The following is a 15,797-nucleotide window of genomic DNA, read 5'->3' as shown; positions in this document are numbered from 1 at the left end:
TTATATCTATTGAATGATCTTTCGACGCGCCCTGCAACGTGAATTGCTTAGTTCGGCCGGGGCGACCTTCACGGTGCTGTTCACCGTCCTCGTCACCTGGACCCTGATTTCCGTCCTCGGCAAGGCCGCCGGCGGCAAGGTCGCCTCGAGCGACGTGCTGGCCCTCATCGGTTTCGCCATCCTGAATTATCTGCCAACCATCCTCACGCTCACCACCTTTATTTCGGTGCTGGCCGCGGTCACGCGCAGCTACCGCGATTCCGAGATGGTCGTGTGGTTCGCCTCGGGCATGTCGCTGCGGCGCTGGATCCGCCCGGTGCTGGGTTTCGGCCTGCCGGTGATGCTCGCGGTGGCCCTGCTGTCGCTTTACGTCGCTCCCTGGGCCGCGCTCAAGCGCACCGAATTCGTCGAGCGCTTCCAGAAGCGCGAAGACCTCAAGCGCGTGGCCCCCGGCCAGTTCCGCGAATCCTCCTCAAGCGACCGCGTGTTCTTCGTCGAGCGCTCCACCGCCGGCGCCACCGTGGTGCAGAACGTCTTCGTCAATTCGAACGACGGCAAGGCCAATTCGATCGTGGTCGCCAAGGAAGGCGTGATCGAGACCGACCCCGAGGGTGGCCAGTACCTCGTCCTCTCCAACGGCCGCCGCTACCAGGGCACGCCGGGGCAGGCAGATTTCCAGTCGATGGAATTCGAGCGCTACAAGATGCGGGTGGCGACCAAGATGCCGGTGCTCGGCGCCGACACCCCGATCAATGCGCTGCCCACGTCGGCGCTGCTGAAGGTGGAGAACCAGTACACCCGCGCCGAACTCCTGGCGCGGATGTCCGCGCCGATCGTCTGCCTGGTGCTGATGCTGCTGGCGATCCCGCTCGGCTTCGTGAACCCGCGCGCCGGCAGCTCGGCCAACATGATCCTGGCGCTGCTGATCTTCTTCACCTATAACAACCTGAACAAGCTGCTGGAGAACAGCGTCAAGCGCGGCAAGCTCGAATTCGCGATGGCCTGGTGGCCGCTGCACCTGGTGGCCGCGCTCACCGTGCTGGGACTGTTTGCCTGGCGCCTGAATGTCAACCACCGCTGGCATCCGCTGGTGCTGCTCAATGCCTGGAAGCGCCGCAGGATGGCGAAGAAACACGTCGCGAGCCGGGCGCCGACGCCGCTGGCGAAGGTGGAGGCCGAATGAAAACCCTGCAACGCTATTTCGCGGTCAGCATCGCCCAGGCAGTCGCCTTCGTGCTGGTTGCCTTCCTGGCCCTGATCTCCTTCATGGACCTGACCGGCGAACTGCCGTCGGTGGGCAAGGGCGGCTACGAGATCGGGCACGCTCTGCTCTACGTTCTGCTGCTGGTGCCCGGCAACGTCTACCAGGTGATGCCGGTGGCGGCCCTGATCGGCACCATCTACACGATGGCGCAGTTTGCGGCCAGTTCGGAATTCACCATCATGCGCGCCTCGTCGATGTCGACCCGGATGGCGGCCTGGATGCTGTTCAGGATCGGCATCGTGTTCGTGGTGATCACCTTCGTGTTCGGCGAACTGATCACCCCGCGCACCGCGCCGCTGGCCGAGCGCGTGCGCCTGGCCGCCAAGGGCTCGACCCTGTCGGCCGACTTCAGGTCCGGCATGTGGACCAAGGACAGCATCCATGCCGAGGGCGTGCGCGGCCCGGTGGTCGGCACCCGCTTCTTCAACGTGCGCCAGATCCGCCCGGACGGCCAGCTGGTCGACGTGCGCCTGTACGAGTTCGACGCCAACATGCGCATGCGCGCGCTGATCACGGCCAAGGGCGGCAGCTACAGCGGCAACAACACCTGGCGCCTGACCGAAGTATCGGAAACCATGTTCTCGAACAGCCGCACCTTGCCCGCGCCGGGCGCCCCGGTGCCGCAGGGGCAGAGCATCCAGGCCACCTTCGGCCAGGACACCGCGGCAGTCAGCACGCGCACCCTGGCCTCGTTCGACCTGGCCTCGGAAATCACACCCAAGATCCTCTCGGTCTCGCGCTCGGATCCCGAACGCATGTCGGCCAACGAGCTGGCGGTGTATACCAAACACCTGGCCGAGAACCGCCAGGAGACCGAGCGCTTCAAGACCGCCTTCTGGAAGAAGATCATCGACCCGCTCTCGATCCTGGTGCTGATGGCGCTCGCGCTGCCCTTCGCCTACCTGCATACCCGCAGTGGGGGCGTGAGCCTCAAGATCTTCGTCGGCATCATGATCGGCGTGAGCTTCCTGCTGCTGAATGCCTTGTTCGCCCACCTTGGCGTCCTGACCACGCTGCCGGCCTTCTTCACGGCGGCCGCACCGAGCACCCTGTTCCTGCTGCTGGCGCTGGGCGCCCTGTGGTGGGTGGAGCGACACTGATGACCCGTGCCCTTGTCCTGTTCGCCCACGGCGCCCGCGCCGCCTCCTGGGCCGCGCCTTTCGAGCGCCTGCGTGATTCGACCCAGGCGCGCCTGACCGATTGCCGCGTGCTGCTCGCCTTCCTCGAGCTGATGGAGCCGCGCCTGCCGGCCACGGTCGATGCGCTGGTGCTCGAAGGCGTCGACGACATCACCGTGGTGCCGGTGTTCCTGGGGCAGGGCGGCCACCTGCTGCGCGACTTGCCGCTGCTGGCCGACGAAGTCCGCGCGAAGCATCCCGGCCTGCGCCTGCAGGTAGCCGGCGCCATCGGCGAAGACGCCGGCGTGCAGGCCGCCATGACGGATTACTGTATCCGCTCGCTCGCGTAACAGGAAGGGGCCAGGCGCTCCAGTTTATTCAATATTTAGGCGTTAACACCCTTGGCAAAAGGGGCAAGATTCCGTTGGATTGGCGCCATATTGCCGCACGGAATTTAATTTCCCTCTTTAAATAAAAGTTGTCGTGGGACATCATGATTTCTGTTGCGGCTCCTGCTTCCTGCGCGGGCCCGGTCCACCAGAAACCTGCCCCCATGAGCATCGATACTACTGATTACGCGCCGGTCGGCATCGTCGACAACCGCGACATCCTGCTGAACACCCTCGCTACCGGCGAAGTCGCCGCGACCCTGACCGCGATCGACTGGGGCCAGCTGTGGGGCGGGCGCTGGGTGATCGACGGCCAGTCGGTGGCTGGCCTGTTTTCGATCTCCTACAACCCTGCGACCGACGTGACGGCGCGCCTGATTGTGAACAATGCCGCGCTGATCCCCGGCGCCGGTTCGGCGGCCACGGTGACCGTGCACTACTACGACCGCTACCAGATCGACAGCAACGGCAACCCGCTGCCCGGCAAAGGCATCGCCGAAACCCTGGTCTACAGCTTCGAAGCCGGCAGCACGCGCGACCTGGCCAGCTTCGGCAGCGATACGGTGCTGGGCGCCGCCACGGCCACCGCCAGCCCGGACCTGGCGACCCTGTCGACCGGCAGCTTCATGTCGGTGTGGCAGGCGGCAGCGGGCGGGGGCGCCATCATGGGCCAGGTCCGCAGCGCCGGCGGTGTTGCCAGCGGTGCCGCCTTCGCCATCAGCTCGAGCAGCGACGCCGCCGCCGAGGGTGCACCGGCAGTCGCCGCACTCGCGGGCGGACGCTCGGTGGTGGCCTACACCAGCCTTGACGGCGCCGGCACCCATATCGCCTTCCGCATCGTCGACGCCAACGGCAACCCCGGCGCTGAAATCGCCGTGAGCGGCGCGTCCTACGATACCGCCATGCCCGACGTGGCGGCGCTGGCCGACGGCTCCTTCGCCATCGCCTGGCGTAGTAGCGGCCAGGTGCACGTGGTGACGGCCGACGCCAACGGCAATCTCCAGGGCGGCGAACAGGTGTACGGCAGCCTCGGCACCGCCTTCAGCCCGAGCATCGCGGCGAGCGGCAATAGTTATGTGGTGGCCTGGGGCGAGATCGGCGACGGCAACGTGTATGCCGCCACCGCCGGCGGCGCGCCGCTGCTGGTGAGCGGCGACGGCCTGGCCGCCAGCGTCACGACGGCGGCCCCGCTACCAACCGTCACCGCGCTGGCAGGCGGCGGCTTCGTGGTGGCCTGGGACAGCTATGCGAACAACCCCTGGGGCTTCGCAGCCAGCGACATCTTCTTCCAGCGCTTCGATGCCGCCGGCAACCGGGTCGGCGAGATGACGCAGGCGAACATCGACGGTGGCGGCAGCCGTTACGATGCCTCGGCCACGGCGCTGAGCGACGGCGGCTTCGTCATCGCCTGGCAGTCGGAGTCGGGCGACTTCGACGCCAGCGGCCTGTTCGGCCGCCGCTTCGGCGCCGACGGCAGCGCGCTTGAAGCGCGCGAGTTCGCGCTCAACGAAATGCGCCAGGGCGACCAGGCCAACCCGGTACTGAGCGCGCTGGCAAACGGCGGCTTCGCGGCCGCATGGGTCGACACCCAGGACAACGGCACGGTGCAGGTCGAGGCCCGCATGCTGGCCGGGACCGATCCGGGCGTGCCGGCGCCGGCAGTCTCGCTGCCGAGCGTCAGCGTGTCGGCGCCTGCACCGTCACCTGCCCCGGCACCAGGCCCTGCGCCGGCACCGGTGCCAGCGCCAGCGCCAGCGCCGGCGCCCCCGATCAGCTCCGGCAGCAGCTCGGGCAGTGGTTCGTCCACCGGCGCCGCCGTCAGCGGCACCGGGGGCGCCAACCTGATCAAGGCCCTGGCGGGTGGCCAGACGATCGACGGCCTCGGTGGCATCGACACGCTGGAATACGCCGGCTACAAGGGCCTGTTCGACATCCAGCGCACCGCAGGCGGCGTCACGGTCAACGACCGCTTCGGCAACAGCGGCGTCGATACCCTCGTCAATGTCGAGCGCCTGAAGTTCGCGGATACCTCGGTCGCCCTGGATATCGATGGCATCGCCGGTCAGGCCTACCGCCTGTACACGGCCGCATTCAACCGCGCACCCGACAAGGGCGGGCTCGGTTACTGGATCAAGATGATGGACGGAGGCCAGGCGCTGGACCAGGTGGCCGCCGGCTTCACCAACAGCCGCGAATTCGCGGACCTGTACGGCGCCAATGCCAGCGACGCCCAGTTCGTCGAGCTGCTGTATCAAAACGTGCTGCACCGCGCTGCCGAAGGCGCAGGGCGCGATTACTGGATGGGCGTGCTGGCCGGCGACATGCCGCGCGAGCACGTGCTGGGGCTGTTCAGCGAAAGCGCCGAGAACCAGGCGCAGGTGATCGGGACGATCACGAACGGGATCGAGTTTACGCCCTGGGGCTGACGGCGCCGTTATCCGCGCATCGTAGGGTGGGCAAGTTCCTTGCCCACGCGGTGATAGTTAGCAATCGATCAGACGGATAGGCAGATCTTGTGATGTTTGAACGCGCGGGCGTTCGTAATTCCGGGCATTTCCCGAAATTACCCCGCCCACCCTACGGTTGATGCTCGCGTTTTGCTAAGGCTTCGCCCAGCATCACCAGCACCGGCCCATGCCCCGGCTCCAGCCCATGCGCCAGGTCCGCCAGCGTCAGCCGCATGATGCGCTGGTCCACCCGGCTGCAATTCTCCACCACCACCACCGGCAAGTCCCCCCGCCGCCCCGCCGCCAGCAGCCGCTCGGCGGTGGCCGCAGCTTCGCGCCCGCCCATGTACTGCACCAGCGTGTCGGTCTCGGGCAGGGCGGGTGGTGCGGCATTCCGCTGTTCGGGATGATCAGGCGCGGTACTGGAAGTGAAAAAGGCGACGCTGCGCGCCACGCCGCGCTTGGTCAGCGGCTGCTTGGTCGCCGCCGCTGCCGCCACCGCGGTGGTGATGCCGGGGACGATTTCGACTTCGATACCGGCAGCTTCCAGCGCGCGCAGCTCTTCGTCGGCACGCCCGAACAGCATCGGGTCGCCGCCTTTCAAACGCACGATAAGCTGGTACTTGCCGGCGCAGTCGACCAGCTGCTGGTTGATCAGGGTTTGCGCCATCGACCGCTGGCCCGAGCGCTTGCCGACCGCGATCAGGTCGGCTTTGCCGCACAGCTCCAGCATCTCGGGGATGACCAGGGCGTCGTAGAGCACGACGTCGGCCTGGGCCAGCAGGCGCGCACCGCGCACCGTGATCAGGTCTGCCGCACCGGGGCCGGCGCCGACTAAATAAACTTTGCCCAGTGCCGCCCCCATACGTCTCCTTCGCTGATTACGCCTGATCCAGACGGATCATACCCGCTGCGACGGTCTGGTGCGTGACTTCGTCGATCAGGATGAAGGCCCCGGTAGCGCGGTTGTCGGCATAGGCATCGGCCGCCAACGGCTGCTGCACGGTCAGGTGCACGCGGGCGATGTCGTTCAGCTTCAGGCCATCGGCCGGGTGGCGCTGCTGGGTGTTGACGTCGAGGATGCTGTCGACCTTCGTGATCTTGGCGCCGGTCTGGCGGGTGCCGTGCTTGATCCAGTACTTGCGGCGCGCATCGAGCGGCTCGTCCGACATCCAGCACACGTCCGCCACCACCTGTTTCAGCTGGGTAGCCGGGCTGCTGCTACCGGCCAGAAGGTCGCCGCGCGAGATGTCCAGGTATTCGTTCAGCAGCAGGGTCACCGACTGGCCGGCCGCGGCCGACTGCAGCGAGCCGTCGAAGGTGACGATCTCTTTCACGGTAGCGGCCTGGCCGGATGGCTGCACCACCAGCTTGTCGCCGACCGCCACCTGGCCCGATTCGATGCGGCCCATGTAGCCGCGGAAGTCGTTCGCTTCGTGGCCGTTGTGGCGCGCCACCAGCTGCACCGGGAAACGGAAGGGGGCGGCGTGCGATTCGTCGTAGACCGACAGCGACTCCAGCAGCTCGATCAGGGTCGGGCCTTCGTACCAGGGCATCTTGGCGGAGGCATCGACCACGTTGTCGCCGCCCAGGGCCGACAGCGGGATCGGGGTGACGTCGGTCAATCCGAGCGAGGCCGCGAATTCGCCATAGGCCGCGACGATGCGGTCATAGACGGCCTGGTCGTAATTCACCAGGTCCATCTTGTTGATGGCCACGATCACGTGCTCGATCTGCAGCAGCTTGGCGATGGTCGAATGGCGCTTGGTCTGGACCAGCAGCTCCACGCTGCCATCGTCGCCCAGCTTTACCTTCGAGACGTCCACCAGGATGATCACGGCATCGGCGGTCGATGCGCCGGTCACCATGTTGCGGGTGTACTGCTCGTGGCCCGGGGTGTCGGCGATGATGAACTTGCGCTTGGGCGTGGCGAAATAGCGGTAGGCCACGTCGATGGTGATGCCCTGTTCGCGCTCGGCTTCCAGGCCGTCGGTCAGCAGCGACAGATCGATGGTGTCGCCCACGGTGCGCTTGTGCTTCGAGCGCGAGACGGCCGCCAGCTGGTCGGCGAAGATGCCCTTGCTGTCGAACAGCAGGCGGCCGATCAGGGTGCTCTTGCCGTCATCGACGGAACCTGCGGTGATGAAGCGCAGCAGGCCGCTTTGATTCAGATTGTCTGTCATGGCGTTCATCAGAAATATCCTTGCTTCTTGCGTTTTTCCATCGAGGCTTCGGAGGTCTGGTCGTCCATCCGGGTCGCGCCGCGCTCGGTCACGTCGGTGACGGCGGTTTCGGCGATGATGTGTTCGACCGTGCTGGCATGCGAGGCCACCGGGCAGGTGCAGGAGATGTCGCCCACGGTCCGGAAGCGCACGGTGCGGGTTTCAACCGTCTCGCCTTCGCGCGCCGGGGTCAGGGGCGTCAGCGGCACCAAGAGGCCGTTACGCGGGATCACCTGGCGCTCGTGCGCAAAATAAATCGGCGGCAGCGCCAGCTGTTCGCGGGCGATGTACTGCCACACATCCAGCTCGGTCCAGTTCGAGATCGGGAACACGCGCATGTTCTCGCCCGGATGCACGCGGGTGTTATACAGGTCCCAAAGTTCGGGGCGCTGGGCCTTCGGGTCCCACTGGCCGAATTCGTCGCGGAAGGAGAAGATGCGTTCCTTGGCGCGCGCCTTTTCCTCGTCGCGGCGGGCGCCGCCGATGCAGGCGTCGAAACCGTGTTCGGCGATGGTTTCCAGCAGCGTCACGGCTTGCGCGGCATTGCGCGAGTCGGTGGCCGGGTTACGCAGGCGCACAGTGCCGCGCCGGATCGACTCCTCGACCGAGCCGACGATCAGGCGCTCTTTCAACTCCGCCACGCGTGCATCGCGGAAGGTGATGACTTCGTCGAAATTATGACCGGTGTCGATGTGCACCAGCGGGAAGGGGAATTTGCCGGGGCGGAAAGCCTTCTCGGCCAGGCGCAGCAGCACGACGGAGTCCTTGCCGCCCGAAAACAGCAGGGCAGGGTTGCTGCATTCCGCCGCCACTTCGCGCAGGATGTGGATGGCCTCGGATTCCAGGGCGTCGAGGTGGCGCGCGTTTACCGCGGTGAGCACGCCCGGGTTGTCGAATACTGTCGTCATGTGATTTGCCTTTGTGCGGATGCTTACGCAGCCACGGATTTGATGCGAATGAGTTTGCCGTCGACCACGTGCAGGCCGCATTCCTTGGATTCGGGGTTTTCCCACCACCACCGCCCGGCGCGCACGTCCTCGCCCGGCTGGACCGCCCGGGTGCAGGGCTCGCAGCCGATCGATGGATAGCCGCGGTCGTGCAGGGCGTTGTACGGAACCTGGTTCTCGTGCAGGTATTCCCAGACGTTTTCCTCCGACCAGTCGGTCAATGGATTGAACTTCTGGAGGCCGTGCGCAACGTCGTCTTCCTGCACCGCCAATTCAGCGCGGGTGGCCGACTGCGAACGGCGCTGCCCCGTGATCCAGGCCTGCTTGCCGGCCAGCGCGCGGCCGAGCGGTTCGACCTTGCGGATGCGGCAGCATTCCTTGCGCATCTCGACGCTGTCGTAGAAGGCGTTCAGGCCGTTCTGCGCCACATAGGCCTCGACCGCCTCCGGCTGCGGCTTGTACAGGGCGATCTCGTAGCCGTAGGTCTCGCGCACCCGTTTCAGCATGTCGAGGGTCTCGGCATGCAGGCGGCCGGTCTCGAGCGAGAAGATCGCGATCGGCAGCCGGGCTTTCAGGATCAGGTCGGTGAGGACCATGTCTTCGGCGGCCAGGCTGGACGCGAACACGGCCGGCGAATAATCGCGGGCAATGCGCGCCAGGATGGCCTGGGTTTCTTCGACGCGGCGGTGGAGATCGCTCATGCCCAAACTCCTCAGATGCCCGCGCCGACGTCGTTCAGCTCGGCCGGCGTACCGCGCGGCGCGCGGCGGAACAGCGGCTGCGGCTGGTCCACCGACGCCTGGTAGGTTTCCGAGAACACGGTCAGGCCCTTGAGCGCATCGTGGATGCTGCGGTCCTGGCGGGTAGCGAAGGCGTCGAAGCCGACCCGCGACATTGGCCACAACTGGTCGCGCAGCACGTCGCCGATGGCCCGCAGTTCGCCCGTGTAGTTCAGGCGTTTGCGCAAATTGAAGGCGATCGAATAGCCGCGGCCATCCGAGAATTTCGGGAAGTCGACCGCAATCACGGCGAAGCGGCCCAGGTCGTCCTTGATATCGGCAGCCTGTTCGTCCGCCGCCAGCCAGACGCCGACCTCAAGGCGCTTGTCCAGCACTTCGCGCTGGGCCTGCCACACGGCCAGCGGCACGATGATCCGGCCTTCCGGGACGGCGGCCGTATCGGCCGTTTCGCCTTCTTCGAGCTTCAGCACGCTCCAGTCGTCGTCGACGACTTCGCGGCCCTTGATGATCTGCTTGTGGGTATTAAGCATAGTGGTCTTCCCCGCTAAGTGCGCCCGCCGTGATCGGCGTGGCATAGACGTGTTCCTTGAATGGCGCGACCCCGAGGCGCTGGGCCGTGTCGACGAAGCGCTCGCCTTCGAAGCGCTCGCGCACATAGACTTCCAGCAGGCGGCCGACCACTTCCGGCATCTGCAGGGCCGAGAACGACGGCCCGATGATCTTGCCGATGGCCGCGTTGTTGCCCTGCGCCCCGCCGATCGACACCTGGTACCACTCGCTGCCGTCCTTGTCGACGCCGAGGATGCCGATCGCGCCCACGTGGTGGTGGCCGCAGGCGTTGATGCAGCCCGAGATGTTCAGTTCGATGTCGCCGATGTCGTGCTGGAAGTCGAGGTTGTCGAAGCGTTCCGCGATGGCGGCCGCGATCGGCAGCGACTTGGCATTGGCCAGCGAGCAGAAATCGCCGCCCGGGCAGGCGATCATGTCGGTCAGCAGGCCGATGTTCGGTGTCGCCAGGCCCTTGGCTTTCACCAGCTGCCACAGTTCGAACAGCTTGCTTTGCTCGACGTCGGCCAGCACCAGGTTCTGCTCGTGCGTCACGCGCACTTCGCCATAGCTGTAGCGGTCGGCCAGGTCGGCCACGAAATCCATCTGCTCGGCGGTGGCGTCGCCCGGCGGCACGCCGGTTTTCTTCAGCGACAGCAGCACGGCGGCATAACCCGGCACCTTGTGCGGCTTGACGTTGCGGTTGAGCCAGTTGGCAAACGCCCGGTTATCCGGATGGGCGGCGGCCGGATCGGTATCGTCGCGCTGTTCGTAACCGTGCGGCTGGAACCACCTAGCCACGCGGTCGAATTCTTCCTGGGTCAGGGTTTCCGGGCCGTCTTTCAAATCGACCCACTCGGCTTCGACCTGGCGGGTGAACTCCTCGACGCCCATGGCCTTCAGCAGGATCTTGATGCGGGCCTTGTACTTGTTGTCGCGGCGGCCGTGCTGGTTGTACACGCGCATCACGGCTTCGGTGTAGGTCAGCAGGTGGCGCCACGGCAGGAAGTCGCGGATGACCGAACCCAGGATCGGGGTGCGGCCCATGCCGCCGCCGGCCATGAACTTGAAGCCGACTTCGCCAAGCTCGTTGTGCACCAGCGTCAGGCCGATGTCGTGGATGGCGATCGCGGCACGGTCTTCGACGGCGCCGTTGATCGCCACCTTGAACTTACGGGGCAGGGCGATGAATTCCGGGTGGAAGGTGCTCCACTGACGCAGGATCTCGGCGAACGGGCGCGGGTCGATGATCTCGTCGGCGGCGACGCCGGCGAATTCGTCGGTGGTGATGTTGCGGATGCAATTGCCGGAGGTCTGGATGGCATGCATTTCGACCGAGGCCAGGTCTTCCAGGATGTTCGGCGTTTGTTCCAGCTCAATCCAGTTGTACTGGATGTTCTGGCGAGTCGTGAAATGGCCATACCCGCGGTCGTACTTACGGGCAATATGAGCGAACATGCGCACCTGGGCGGAAGACAGCAGGCCATACGGCACGGCCACGCGCAGCATATAGGCGTGGCGCTGCATGTAGAGGCCGTTTTGCAGGCGCAGCGGCAGGAATTCTTCTTCAAGCAGCTCACCGTTCAGGCGGCGCTGCACCTGGTCGCGGTATTGTGCGATGCGTTCGCGCACGATGAGGTGGTCGTAGTGGTCGTAGCGGTACATGGTCTCGTCCTAGGGGGCAGACCTTGCCAAAGTCTCTGCAAACATTGTCCACCCGTTAAATGGTTGGCCAAGTGTACGGACTGCTCTATATATTCCAAACTACGGAGAATTCATTTGCTTATATGCGTAACCTGAATAAGCATCTTAAAATGTCGTCTGATGCAGGATTTGCAAAACGTCGCCACAAGAACAGTCAAAAGAACAACACCACTTCATGAATCTTCACCAGCTACGCTTCGTGCGCGAAGCCGTTCGCCAGAACTACAACCTGACCGATGCGGCCAAGTCGCTGTTCACCTCCCAGCCGGGCGTCTCGAAAGCCATCATCGAACTCGAGGAAGAACTCGGCGTGGACATCTTTACCCGCCATGGCAAGCGCATCCGCGGGCTCACCGAGCCGGGCCGGCTTGTGCTGCAGTCGGTCGAGCTGATCATGCAGGAGATCGAAAGCCTCAAGCGCATCGGCAAGGAATACGCGGCCCATGACAGCGGCAGCTTCACGATCGCCACCACCCACACCCAGGCGCGCTACATGCTGCCCAAGGTGGTGCAGGCCTTCATGCAGAAATACCCGAAGGTGCGCTTGTCTTTATTGCAAGGCAATCCGAAGCAGATCGCCGACATGGTCAAGAACGACCAGGCCGACCTGGCCATCGCCACCGAATCGATCGCCGCGATCGACGGGCTGATCACCTTGCCCTGCTACCAGTGGGAACACGTGCTGGTGGTGCCGCACGAGCATCCGCTGACGCGCTCCAAGGCGGTGTCGCTGGAAGAGATCGCCAGTTACCCGGTGATTACGTATGATGCGGCCTTTGCCGGACGCAGCAAGATCGACCACGCTTTCGGGCTGCGCAGCCTGAAGCCGGACGTGCTGCTGGAAGCGATCGATGCCGACGTGATCAAGACCTATGTCGAGCTGGGCATGGGCGTGGGCATCATCGCCGGCATGGCCTTCGACCCCGAGCGCGACCGCAACCTGCGCGCGATCCCGGTGGGCCAGCTGTTCGGCATGAACGTTTCGCGGGTGGCGATCAAGCAGGGCGCCTACCTGCGCAGCTATATCTATACCTTTATTGAACTGCTGGCCCCGACGCTCAACCGCAAGATGGTCGAGTCGGCGATGCGCGGCGGCGAGAACTATGAACTTTGAGAACCAGGGAAACACCATGAATGCCAACCCCGTCGCGGAATTCTTCACCGCCATCGCCGACCACTACGACAGCCAGTTCCACGACGAAGCCGACGAGGACCGCCAGGACGACCTCGACGACGTGGCCGAGCAGGTCACCGAACTGATGCGCGGTCATACCGTGCTCGAACTGGGCTGCGGCACCGGCTACTGGACCGACGTGCTGGCCGAGAGCGCCAAGTCGGTGATCGCCACCGACATCAGCGAGGCGATGCTGAACGTGGCGCGTGAACATGGCGACGGGCTGGATAACGTGCTGTACCGCGTGGTCGATGCGCTCGACATCCCCGCCAACATCGGCGGCGACGAAAAGATCACCGCCGTATTCGCCGGCTTCCTGTGGTCGCACCTGCGCCGCGAGCAGCAGGACGCCTTCCTGGCCGGCCTGCGCGCCCGCATCGGCAAGGATGCGCTGCTGGTGATCATTGACGACGAATATGTCGAGGGTGTGAGCCCGACCGTCTGCCGCACCGACTTGCAGGGCAACACCTGGGCGCAATTCGTCGACGCCGAAGGCGGGCGCCACGAGCTGCCGAAGAACTACCCGACCGACAGCGCGCTGCGCAAGCGCATGGGCACGGCGGTACGCGAGATCAAGATCGGGCGCTGGGATTCGTGCTGGGCGCTGACCTGCCGGCTGAAGTAAGTTGAAGGGAATCCGGGGCGCCGCCAATGGCGCCGTCCGGGCTCTCGGTATCCTCGCACGTGCCTGAAACATCGCAACAAATTCGGGACGGCTTTTCCTATGGTAGCAATGCCCGATATACTCTCGAGCACTTACTGAACAGGAAGACATCGTGCTCGTACGCCGGATCGCACCACCCCTCACCGTGCTCTTGCTCGCTGCTTGCGGTGATGCCACCACCCTACCGGCCCCCGCGCTGCAGTCGCGGCAGCTCTCCGGAAGTTCGATGTCCGTGGCTGCACCGGTTGCGGCCGATTACCATCGCGTCGTCCAGCAAATCTATGTAGGCTATTTCGGGCGTCCGGCCGATGTCGGTGGACTCGACTGGCATGCAAAGGTATTGCTTGCAGCCGGCGCCCCGGTCGACATCGGCGGAATCGCTCGCGCTTACGGCAGTAATGCCATGCTGCGCACGGAGATCGACAGCTTCGGCACCAGCGCCGAATCCGCCGCCCTGTATCCCGGCAATAACGCGCAGTTTATCGAAGGTCTGTACCGCAATCTCTTCGGCCGGGCGGCTGATGCCGGGGGGCTGGCCTATTGGGTCAACCTGCTCGACCGCCAGCTGATCACGCGCGCCAGCGCGGCGATCCAGCTAATGTCAGGTGCCGTCGATACCGACACCGTCATCATCGCCAACAAGACCAGTGCCGCGAGCGCCTTTACCACCCGGATCACGACCCCGATCCAGGAGCGTGGCTACGACGGGCTGACGGCCAATGCGGTCGCGCGCACGATGCTGAACCAGGTTGGCTTGGCCACCGACCTGGCGGCCTTCAATACCACCATCGGCGCGACCCTGAGCGCGCTGGCCGGGTCGGTTGCCAGCGCCAACGGCTGGGACATCGTGGCGGCGGTGCCGGCCATGAACTCCATAGCGTCGAAAGCACCTGTGGTGCTATCGACCCAAGTGATCGCGCGCCTACCCGCGGTTCCCGTGTCGCCACCAGTGCCGGCCAGCCTGGCGGCCGCCCGTGAGGGCAGTAACCTGAAATTGTGGCTCTACGATCCGCGCAGCACCGGCAGCCTCGCCCTTTCGACCGGTCTTCCTGCGCAACGTGACGGCCGATGGCGTTTTCCAGTTCCTCGCGGCCAATGCTGATGGCAGCCTGTACCTGCAGCTCGCCGCGAGTACGCGCTACGAATTCGATACGGTGGAGCCGAACGGCAGCGCCACTACCCTGCAGCGCCGCCGCTATCAGGTGGACGTTGCGCCGAGCGGCGCTGCCACTGTCCAGGACCAGGACGCCGACGCGAGGGGGGTGGTGGCAGTTACCCTCGCCATGACTGCGGTCGCGGGTCCGGAGGTGCAGCAGCGACAGGATGCACTGCGCGCAATTGCAGCGCAGCCGGTGGCGAGCTTCCGCCAGACCTCACAATGCCAGCTGCTCGACACCGTGAGTCCGCAGCGCAGCTTCGGGACCGACGTGTCGGCCGGCTTCCCGAGAGTGCGTACGCGCCTGCCATCATTTGGCCGCGTGCGTTCCTTGATCATCCCGGTCGACTTTCCCGAAGCAACCGGCAAGGACGATCCGGGAATCCTGTTCACGCCGCTTGCGAAGGAGGTGAGTGACTTCTACGCGAGGCAATCCTACGGCCGCCTGGCCTTCGATTTCGAGATCCTGCCGAATTGGGTGCGGATGCCGTTCAACCCATCGAATTACGGGTTCACGGCGGTCAACGGTTCGGGCGACTTCACTTCCTACCGCAACAACATCTTCGCCATGATCGACAAGCAGGTCGATTTCAGCCAGTACGACGCCGTCTACATCCTGGTGCCGAAGGACTTGCCGATGTCGAAGATGGGCTATGGTCCGGCGATTACCGGCCCGACTTTCACCTTGACCGGTTACATCATCAATGGTGCGACCGGTGGTGCCGACATGTACCTGTCGCCTGGTAACGAATGGCGCTGGATGGCGCACGAAACCGGCCACGCCTTCGGTCTGGTCGACGAAGACCTTGACCACAAGACTCAGACCCTCGGCCACTGGGGAATCATGGCGATGAACCGGAGCCGCAATGCGATCGAGCACATCGGCTGGGACCGTTACCTGATGGGCTGGCTGCCGGAAGAGCAGGTGGCCTGTCTGCCGATGGCCTGCCTGGGCAGCAACGGAATCAGCGTGACCCTTGGCCCGCTGGTGCGCCAGAGCCTCGACACCAAGGCCGCAATGGTGCCGCTTTCCAGCACGAAGATCCTTGTCATGGAATCGCGCAAGAACGAAGGTTATGACCATATCGCCAGCAACAACGAAGGCGTCTTGGTCTACACCGTGGACATGACGATCGGTACGCTCAAGGGTGGCTACCGCACAGTGCGAAGGCCCGGCTCGATCGACCCGGCTTTCGAGGACGCTGCATTGCGAGTGGGCGAATCCGTGACCGTGGATGGCGTGACGGTCACGGTGACGGCTTCCAGCAAGGATGGCGATACGGTGAAGGTCAGCCTGCCGTAAGTCAACAGCAGGGGGAGTAGATCAGAATCCCCGGCTGCCCAACCCGATCCCGATATTACCGCCGCCGGACATGCCGCGCGGCCCCTGGCCGCGGCCGCCACCTTCCGGTTTGCCGCCGCTCCG

At 65.0% G+C, this 15,797-nt stretch carries 14 protein-coding genes; 8 read left to right on the top strand and 6 right to left on the bottom strand.

Translation table 11 applies throughout. From position 1 onward, the window contains the following. Positions 1-13 precede the first annotated feature (13 nt). From lptF to HGB41_RS12135, 4 genes are all read left to right on the top strand, one after another. Positions 14-1,183, top strand: a complete 1,170-nt coding sequence (gene lptF, locus HGB41_RS12150; protein ID WP_171084592.1) for an LPS export ABC transporter permease LptF — start codon at positions 14-16, stop codon at positions 1,181-1,183. Further along, positions 1,180-2,364, top strand: coding sequence for an LPS export ABC transporter permease LptG (lptG, locus tag HGB41_RS12145; RefSeq protein WP_171084591.1), 1,185 nt, complete (start codon positions 1,180-1,182; stop codon positions 2,362-2,364). The genes lptF and lptG overlap by 4 nt, the downstream gene beginning before the upstream one ends. Next, positions 2,364-2,732, top strand: a complete 369-nt coding sequence (locus tag HGB41_RS12140) for a sirohydrochlorin chelatase (RefSeq protein ID WP_171084588.1) — start codon at positions 2,364-2,366, stop codon at positions 2,730-2,732. Before lptG ends, HGB41_RS12140 begins: the two co-directional genes overlap by 1 nt. Before the next feature lie 203 nt (positions 2,733-2,935). Then, positions 2,936-5,197: a DUF4214 domain-containing protein gene (locus HGB41_RS12135; protein WP_171084586.1), complete on the top strand. Its 2,262-nt coding sequence runs from the start codon at positions 2,936-2,938 to the stop codon at positions 5,195-5,197. Positions 5,198-5,348: 151 nt separating this feature from the next. Here the strand turns inward: HGB41_RS12135 and cobA are convergent, their stop codons facing one another. The 6 genes from cobA to HGB41_RS12105 are packed head-to-tail and all read right to left on the bottom strand — an operon-like array spanning position 5,349 to position 11,338. Then, positions 5,349-6,083, bottom strand: a complete 735-nt coding sequence (cobA, locus tag HGB41_RS12130) for a uroporphyrinogen-III C-methyltransferase (protein ID WP_171084584.1) — start codon at positions 6,081-6,083, stop codon at positions 5,349-5,351. Between the two features lie 16 nt (positions 6,084-6,099). Then, complete coding sequence (locus HGB41_RS12125) at positions 6,100-7,410, bottom strand: sulfate adenylyltransferase subunit 1 (RefSeq protein ID WP_171084582.1); 1,311 nt, start codon at positions 7,408-7,410, stop codon at positions 6,100-6,102. Continuing rightward, positions 7,410-8,348 (bottom strand): sulfate adenylyltransferase subunit CysD, encoded by a 939-nt coding sequence (cysD, locus tag HGB41_RS12120; protein ID WP_171084580.1) that lies wholly within the window; start codon positions 8,346-8,348, stop codon positions 7,410-7,412. The genes HGB41_RS12125 and cysD overlap by 1 nt, the downstream gene beginning before the upstream one ends. Positions 8,349-8,371: 23 nt before the next feature. Continuing rightward, positions 8,372-9,088: a phosphoadenylyl-sulfate reductase gene (locus HGB41_RS12115; protein ID WP_171084578.1), complete on the bottom strand. Its 717-nt coding sequence runs from the start codon at positions 9,086-9,088 to the stop codon at positions 8,372-8,374. Between the two features lie 11 nt (positions 9,089-9,099). After that, positions 9,100-9,657, bottom strand: a complete 558-nt coding sequence (locus HGB41_RS12110) for a DUF934 domain-containing protein (protein ID WP_171084576.1) — start codon at positions 9,655-9,657, stop codon at positions 9,100-9,102. After that, positions 9,650-11,338, bottom strand: coding sequence for a nitrite/sulfite reductase (locus HGB41_RS12105; RefSeq protein WP_171084574.1), 1,689 nt, complete (start codon positions 11,336-11,338; stop codon positions 9,650-9,652). The genes HGB41_RS12110 and HGB41_RS12105 overlap by 8 nt, the downstream gene beginning before the upstream one ends. A 214-nt stretch (positions 11,339-11,552) precedes the next feature. Between HGB41_RS12105 and HGB41_RS12100 the strand changes: the two genes are divergently transcribed. The 4 genes from HGB41_RS12100 to HGB41_RS12085 all read left to right on the top strand — a co-directional run bounded on the left by HGB41_RS12100 (position 11,553) and on the right by HGB41_RS12085 (position 15,674). Then, positions 11,553-12,491, top strand: a complete 939-nt coding sequence (locus tag HGB41_RS12100) for a CysB family HTH-type transcriptional regulator (RefSeq protein WP_171084572.1) — start codon at positions 11,553-11,555, stop codon at positions 12,489-12,491. A 16-nt stretch (positions 12,492-12,507) separates the two neighbouring features. Beyond that, positions 12,508-13,176: a class I SAM-dependent methyltransferase gene (locus HGB41_RS12095; protein WP_171084570.1), complete on the top strand. Its 669-nt coding sequence runs from the start codon at positions 12,508-12,510 to the stop codon at positions 13,174-13,176. 265 nt (positions 13,177-13,441) lie between these two features. Further along, positions 13,442-14,317: a DUF4214 domain-containing protein gene (locus tag HGB41_RS12090; protein WP_171084568.1), complete on the top strand. Its 876-nt coding sequence runs from the start codon at positions 13,442-13,444 to the stop codon at positions 14,315-14,317. Then, positions 14,274-15,674, top strand: coding sequence for a metallopeptidase domain-containing protein (locus HGB41_RS12085; protein ID WP_171084566.1), 1,401 nt, complete (start codon positions 14,274-14,276; stop codon positions 15,672-15,674). The genes HGB41_RS12090 and HGB41_RS12085 overlap by 44 nt, the downstream gene beginning before the upstream one ends. Positions 15,675-15,797 lie beyond the last annotated feature (123 nt).

This window comes from Telluria aromaticivorans (assembly GCF_013003915.1).
Lineage (GTDB): Bacteria > Pseudomonadota > Gammaproteobacteria > Burkholderiales > Burkholderiaceae_D > Telluria > Telluria aromaticivorans.
This window is presented reverse-complemented; position numbering and strand designations above follow the sequence as displayed.

Bases quoted from the DNA above. Each gene is read 5' to 3' on its own strand.
- lptF (WP_171084592.1), top strand. From the start codon at position 14: ATGATCTTTCGACGCGCCCTGCAACGTGAATTGCTTAGTTCGGCCGGG.
- lptG (WP_171084591.1), top strand. From the start codon at position 1,180: ATGAAAACCCTGCAACGCTATTTCGCGGTCAGCATCGCCCAGGCAGTC.
- HGB41_RS12140 (WP_171084588.1), top strand. From the start codon at position 2,364: ATGACCCGTGCCCTTGTCCTGTTCGCCCACGGCGCCCGCGCCGCCTCC.
- HGB41_RS12135 (WP_171084586.1), top strand. From the start codon at position 2,936: ATGAGCATCGATACTACTGATTACGCGCCGGTCGGCATCGTCGACAAC.
- cobA (WP_171084584.1), bottom strand. From the start codon at position 6,083: ATGGGGGCGGCACTGGGCAAAGTTTATTTAGTCGGCGCCGGCCCCGGT.
- HGB41_RS12125 (WP_171084582.1), bottom strand. From the start codon at position 7,410: ATGAACGCCATGACAGACAATCTGAATCAAAGCGGCCTGCTGCGCTTC.
- cysD (WP_171084580.1), bottom strand. From the start codon at position 8,348: ATGACGACAGTATTCGACAACCCGGGCGTGCTCACCGCGGTAAACGCG.
- HGB41_RS12115 (WP_171084578.1), bottom strand. From the start codon at position 9,088: ATGAGCGATCTCCACCGCCGCGTCGAAGAAACCCAGGCCATCCTGGCG.
- HGB41_RS12110 (WP_171084576.1), bottom strand. From the start codon at position 9,657: ATGCTTAATACCCACAAGCAGATCATCAAGGGCCGCGAAGTCGTCGAC.
- HGB41_RS12105 (WP_171084574.1), bottom strand. From the start codon at position 11,338: ATGTACCGCTACGACCACTACGACCACCTCATCGTGCGCGAACGCATC.
- HGB41_RS12100 (WP_171084572.1), top strand. From the start codon at position 11,553: ATGAATCTTCACCAGCTACGCTTCGTGCGCGAAGCCGTTCGCCAGAAC.
- HGB41_RS12095 (WP_171084570.1), top strand. From the start codon at position 12,508: ATGAATGCCAACCCCGTCGCGGAATTCTTCACCGCCATCGCCGACCAC.
- HGB41_RS12090 (WP_171084568.1), top strand. From the start codon at position 13,442: ATGTCCGTGGCTGCACCGGTTGCGGCCGATTACCATCGCGTCGTCCAG.